At 63.5% G+C, this 5158-nt stretch carries 5 protein-coding genes, 1 tRNA gene and 2 pseudogenes; 3 read left to right on the forward strand and 5 right to left on the reverse strand.

Translation table 11 applies throughout. The annotated features are described in order from the left end of the window. Positions 1 to 449, reverse strand: a pseudogene (locus tag ACXJL8_RS33410) (metal-dependent phosphohydrolase); the annotation flags it as partial. A gap of 82 nt (positions 450 to 531) precedes the next feature. Next, entirely contained in the window at positions 532 to 1785 is a 1254-nt protein-coding gene (locus tag ACXJL8_RS33415; protein WP_456620089.1) for an ATP-binding protein, read from the reverse strand. Between the two features lie 297 nt (positions 1786 to 2082). On the opposite strand from ACXJL8_RS33415, the gene ACXJL8_RS33420 reads away from it, so the two are divergent. Further along, entirely contained in the window at positions 2083 to 2616 is a 534-nt protein-coding gene (locus ACXJL8_RS33420) for an N-acetyltransferase family protein (RefSeq protein ID WP_456619952.1), read from the forward strand. Positions 2617 to 2786: 170 nt separating this feature from the next. Further along, positions 2787 to 3584: a (S)-ureidoglycine aminohydrolase gene (gene allE, locus ACXJL8_RS33425; RefSeq protein WP_456619951.1), complete on the forward strand. Its 798-nt coding sequence runs from the start codon at positions 2787 to 2789 to the stop codon at positions 3582 to 3584. A 55-nt stretch (positions 3585 to 3639) separates the two neighbouring features. Here the strand turns inward: allE and ACXJL8_RS33430 are convergent, their stop codons facing one another. Together ACXJL8_RS33430 and ACXJL8_RS33435 are read right to left on the reverse strand one after the other, a co-directional pair. Further along, positions 3640 to 4047, reverse strand: coding sequence for a RidA family protein (locus tag ACXJL8_RS33430; RefSeq protein WP_456619950.1), 408 nt, complete (start codon positions 4045 to 4047; stop codon positions 3640 to 3642). Between the two features lie 195 nt (positions 4048 to 4242). Further along, positions 4243 to 4332, reverse strand: a tRNA-Ser gene (locus ACXJL8_RS33435). A 195-nt stretch (positions 4333 to 4527) separates the two neighbouring features. On the opposite strand from ACXJL8_RS33435, the gene ACXJL8_RS33440 reads away from it, so the two are divergent. Next, positions 4528 to 4869 carry a hypothetical protein gene (locus tag ACXJL8_RS33440; protein WP_456619949.1) on the forward strand — a complete coding sequence of 114 codons (342 nt, stop codon included), beginning with the start codon at positions 4528 to 4530 and terminating at the stop codon, positions 4867 to 4869. 140 nt (positions 4870 to 5009) lie between these two features. Here the strand turns inward: ACXJL8_RS33440 and ACXJL8_RS33445 are convergent. After that, a pseudogene (locus ACXJL8_RS33445) lies at positions 5010 to 5158 on the reverse strand (trehalose-6-phosphate synthase); the annotation flags it as partial.

Raw genomic sequence — 5158 nt, forward strand, 5'->3', positions numbered from 1 at the left:
ACGGAATCCAGCCGCTCGAGAACGAACAGTTTCGAGCGGTCGACGTGGTAGGGAGCCAGCGCGGCGTCGGACGATCCTCGTGGCAGGCGAACGGTGCCGCCGTTCACGTCCGCAATGAACTGTTCGTCCTCATCGCCCTGAACGACGCCACGCACATACCCGATGTCGTGAGCAAGGCAGGCCAGGATGAAGTTCGCATAGTCGTTGGCCGTGGTCGGCCGCAACAGCGCCCGTCCGGTCAGGATGTCGTGCCCGGCAAGCGTCACGAGCAGCGTATGCTCGATATTGTGGTAAAGCGCGTCGCTGTTGCCGATGCACTCCAATGTGAGCTTCGCCGCGAACGGAAGCAGCTCGGTCAGGCCGGCATGCGAAGCGCCAAACCGGTCCCTGGTTTCCGCGGTTAGAAAGGCGCCCAGAGCTTGCGAGACCAATTCGGGAACTGTGATCATCCGGATATCCCTTCGGCTTTCGCAGCGTGACATCTCGCAGGTGGCCAGCATATTCCGCCGCAAGGCGAGACATTGATATGCCTCAATACCCGCCCGGAGCATCGGATTGCCCCGACAATGGCGCCCTCCTCGGAAGTATGATCCGGATGGTCGTCCCCGCGTCCGGCTCGCTTTCGAGTTTCAGTCGGCCGCCCAATTGTTCCGCCACGAGACTGTAAACGATGTGCAGACCAAGCCCGGTTGCGCCCTGATGCCGGCGGGTCGTGAAGAACGGATCGAAGGCCTGGCGCTTGATATCCGCCGGCATTCCGCACCCATCGTCGCCAACGACAAGCTCGATATGCGCATCACCGGCCGCACGCAGCTTGATATCGATGATGCCCGTCCGCCCCGCCGGGAACGCGTGCGTGATGGCATTGAAAGCGAGGTTGGTCAGGACCTGCCCGAACGGTCCGGGATAGCTCTCCATCGAAAGATTCGGCTCGCATTGAATCTGGATGCTGATATCGCAATCCCGCGACTGGCGCTGCAGGCGCGACAGAACCTGCTCCGTCAACTCGCCCGGATCGAATGTCCGCCGGTTGAACTGCCGCCGATCGGCGGCCACCTGCTTGAAGGACTGCACCAGTTCGGCGGTACGGCCAAGGTTCGTCACCAGTTGGCCCGACGCCGTGCTGATGAGATCGAGGAAATCCCGCAGGCTCGATCGCCTGAGATGGCCGCGTGCCGCCTCCGCCGCGAACATTTCCGTTCTTTGCTGGAGCGTCGAGGCGACCGTCAGGCTGCTGCCGACGGGACCGTTGATCTCATGGGCGACGCCGGCCACCAACCGTCCAAGGGCAGCGAGCTTTTCCGCCTCCACCAGGGATTCCTGGATTTCGCGCAAATCTCGCAGCGCAGTCTCCGCAGCGTCTCTGGCCTTGCGGATTTCATGTTCGGCGCGCTTGCGTTCGGTAATCTCTTCGGCGGCGACGTTGACTGCAACGATCTCGCCGCTCGGCGAACGCAGCGGGTGCCAATACGTCATCCACGAACGTTCCTCCACCTGGTCGGCGCGCTGCCCGGCCACCTCGATGCCGACCACGGGTTCTCCCGTCTCCATGATCGAGCGGACGATCTCCTCGACCGCGCCCGCGAGCGCCGGCACGCAATCCCTGACGGAGCGCCCGAGATGATCTTCGATCGATATGCCGCAGATTTCGGTGAGGCGCTGATTGATCTGAAGGTAGCGGCAGTCCGGCGACAGGCAGGCAAGGCCGATCGGCGCGGTATCATAGATCAGCTGCAACGCTGGCTGTTGCGGAAACAGCAGCACTCCGGAGGATGATTTTTGCACCGGCGGCAAGAACGCTCCGTTACAACGCTATGATCGCGGTTGGATCAGGACGGCATTGCCGTCGTCGGCGTAGCACCACCGGCCCATCACGAGATGGCCGCCTCGTTTACCCCGGTATTTTGCCACGGCGCCGGGATCCCCATTGACATAGGTCAAGGGTGCCAGCCCGAAGCAACAGCGTAGACGCAGCTGTCGCGCCGCACCCTTGATCCAGATCAAGCGCCCGCGACTGGCCAGGCCGTACACGGTCTCGGCCCGGGCAAGTGCGTCGCCCGGCCTCTCGACACCAGAACCCGCATGTCGGACATCGCCAGTTACAGTGCACAGGAGCACCTGCGCGACGGCAGCCCGGTCGAAGTTCGCGCGCTTCGGCCGGAGGACGAGGCCGACATGCTCGCCGCGCTGGACCAGACGAGCGCGCAGTCGTTGCAGCGCCGTTTCTTCGCGATGAAGCGCCATTTCTCCGACAAGGAGCGCGCCTTCTTCATGGAGGTCGACTTCAGGGATCACGTCGCTCTGGTGGTGCGGGCCGTGCAAGCCGGCCGGGACATCATCGTCGGAGGTGGTCGATACGTCGTGTTCGCGCCCGGCCGGGCCGAGATGGCCTTCGTCGTCATCGATGCCTGGCAGGGGCGAGGCGTCGCCTCCATCCTGATGGATCACCTCGGCAGGATTGCCGGCAACGCCGGATTGAACGAGCTCACGGCTGAAGTGCTGCCCGAGAACAAGGCGATGCTGACCGTGTTCGGCAAGTTCGGCTTCAAGCCGGCCCCGCACAGCGACCCGCAGACGGTCCATCTTGCGCTGCGCCTCGGGCAGGCGAGCCGGTAACCGGCCGGCCTCCGTCTCCGCTGGAGGCACAGATCGGCCGCAAGGGTGCTCGATCGCCACCCCCAGTCGCTCGAGCTGAGCAGCCGGAGTTGACAATCACCGGGCGGCGCGGCCTATCGCTAGAGCCTTCCGCTTGAATCAGACTCCCGCGCATTGACCGAGGACCTCAGATGCATCCCACCGATTTGCCTGGCCAACCCGGCGTCGTTCCTCCCGGCGCGATCGGCCATAATCGCGGCGTTGTCGGACGCAACTTCGCGTTCATGCCGCCGGAAGGCGTGTTGAAGAGCCGGCTTCCAGCGTGGAAATCCACAACCGTGCGCTTTCTGGCGGCGCCTTCGCTCGGTGCCGGTTTTGCCCAGTACATGCTGGAGATCGAGCCCGCGGGCGGTACGGCCCAGCCGATCTGTGTGGACCTGCAGCACTTCTTCTACGTCGTGGCAGGAGGCGTGGACATGACCATCGGCTCCGCCCCCCCGGTGGAGCTTGCTGTCGGCGCCTTTGTCTATGTACCGCCCGGCGTGTCCTTCACGATGTCCTGTCATCCCACCGCGCCTGCCCGCATCATCGCCGTCAAGAAGCGCTATGAGCAGGCCGAGGGCATCGCCGCCCCGACGGCGATTATCGGTCAACAACAATCCATGCCGATGACGAACCATACCGGGCTGCAGGGCCGCGGTTTCAAGCACCTGCTGCCAATGGGCGACCTGCGGTTCGACTTTGAGATGAACCTGATGTTCTTCCAGCCCGGCGTCTGCTTCCCGGCCGTCGAAACGCACATCATGGAGCACGGATTGTTCATGCTGGAGGGGCAAGGCCTGTATTATCTYGGCAATAGCTGGCACGAGATCTGGGTTGATGATTTCATCTGGATGGGATCGTTCTGTCCGCAGCAATTCTATCCCACCGGCCTGAACCACTCGGTTTATCTGCTGTACAAGAACGTCAACCGGGACGTCGTCCTCTGACGACGGCCGATGAGCGCCAGCAAGATGGGTCCGAGCGAACGAGGTTCGGGGATCTTCAGCCTGATGCTTGAGACGTGTCGCGCGCACCGGCCGGCAGAGCGGCGGTGATGATAATCTCGATCAGATCGCCATCGGGCATGACCGACTGCACGAACGACCGCACCGGCCCACAGCCCGCCGGCATCCAGCTCGCCCAGGCCTCGTCGAACGCCGGCTTGTTGTCATGGTCGGTCACCACGATCTCAGCCTTGACGATGCGCGTGCGGTCCAGACCCGCATCCTTCAGATAGGTATCGATGACGCCCAGGGCGCCCAGCGTCTGGACGCGAATGTCCTGGGTGCGATCAGGTGAAACCGCCACCGCCCACAGCAACCCGCCGCCGCCCGGCAGATGATATGTTGCTACCGCTGACTTGCTGGGCAGCTTCCTGTTCGGGATGCGCGTGATGTCGTTTCCATTCATGTCGGCTCTCGGGATTGGAGGAAATCTTCGCGATGACACCTGAAGCTGGACCGGACAGCGCGGCCGCAATCCGGGCTGGCTCCAGTGGCGGGGTTATCAACTCCTGCACCATTGCCCCCGCGCAAGGATCGAGGCCCAACAGCGATCGCGCGCGAAATAGTTCGGAATCGCAGCTTGGCGCACAAAATCGTGGGATGGCGGAGAGAGTGGGATTCGAACCCACGGTACGGTTTCCCGCACACACGCTTTCCAAGCGTGCGCCTTAAGCCACTCGGCCATCTCTCCGGAGCGCTCTCTCTTGAAGGGGCGCCAATGATTTTGCAAGGGATCGCAGGTAAATCGGGTGAATTTTCCGTAAGGTATTGTATTTTATAGCGAATCTATGACGACGCGGGGCCGCCTGGAACCGCCCGCTGACTGAACCGGAGGCGGGTTTGGCGCGACGATTCTTCAGAGAACGCCAAACCGCTTGGGGACACCATGGCCATCCGCAAGACCATCACCGCGCTAAGCCTGATTTCGGCCCTTGGCACCGCCTTCGCTGGCCCGGCCCTGGGGCAGGTCTGCACGCGGCAAGGGGGCGACGTGAGCTGCGACGACGGACGGCGCGGGGTGCTTTCGGGCGATGCGATCATCTGGCCGGACGGGACGCGGTCGAGCGCCTCGCCGCACCCGAGCGTGATCATCGGCAACAAGAGCTCGGTGCATGTCGGGCCCGGCGTGTTCGTCGGCCAGGGTAACGGCATGGTGCCGATGGACGATCCCAACGCGCCGAACAAGCGCCGCTGCGCGATTCTGGATGGCGTGTCGTATTGTTATTAGGCGCTGTACGGCACGCGAGGTTCGCCGTCATGGCCGGGTCAAGCCCGGCCGTGACGCGTAGATGAGCGTGCAAAAAGACGCGGATACCGAGCATCCGGGGGCAGCCTCTCTCCCCGCAAGAACGGGGACAGGGAGGAGGACTAGATCAGCCGCACACCGGAGATCGCCGACTTCAGCCAGCGCAGCGCCTGCGGCGGTTGCGCTGCGAGCGGAGCGACGGCGGCCTTCTCGACCCGGCATTTCTCCAGCTCGGCGACGAAATCCGCGKACCATTGCTGAATGGTGTGGC

The sequence above is a fragment of the Bradyrhizobium sp. P5_C11_2 genome, from assembly GCF_054049755.1.